This is a genomic window from Streptomyces sp. Ru72 (genome assembly GCF_002920635.1).
GTDB lineage: Bacteria > Actinomycetota > Actinomycetes > Streptomycetales > Streptomycetaceae > Streptomyces.
The window spans coordinates 1-217 of record NZ_PQSR01000274.1; the positions used below are offsets into that span (position 1 = coordinate 1).

Sequence of the window (217 nt, forward strand, 5' to 3'; positions counted from 1 at the left end):
GCGGCATCCGTCCGGCGATCGCCGAACGTGGCCAGCCTCACGGTTCTGGCCTGGGCATCTTCCGTTGGGTGGTCGAGAGGACGATCGCCTGGCTGCACGGCTTCCGCCGCCTGCGCATCCGCTGGGAACGACGCGACGACATCCACGAAGCCTTCCTCGGCCTCGCCACCTGCCTGATCACCTACCGCCACGTCCAACGCCTTTGTTAGGACCTCTT

Annotated in this window: 1 protein-coding gene; it reads left to right on the forward strand. The window is 66.4% G+C overall.

Annotation, left to right across the window (positions count from 1 at the left end; translation table 11 throughout):
* Positions 1-209: transposase (locus C3488_RS39885; RefSeq protein WP_146067903.1), on the forward strand; the 209-nt coding region annotated here is incomplete at its 5' end.
* Positions 210-217: the final 8 nt, after the last annotated feature.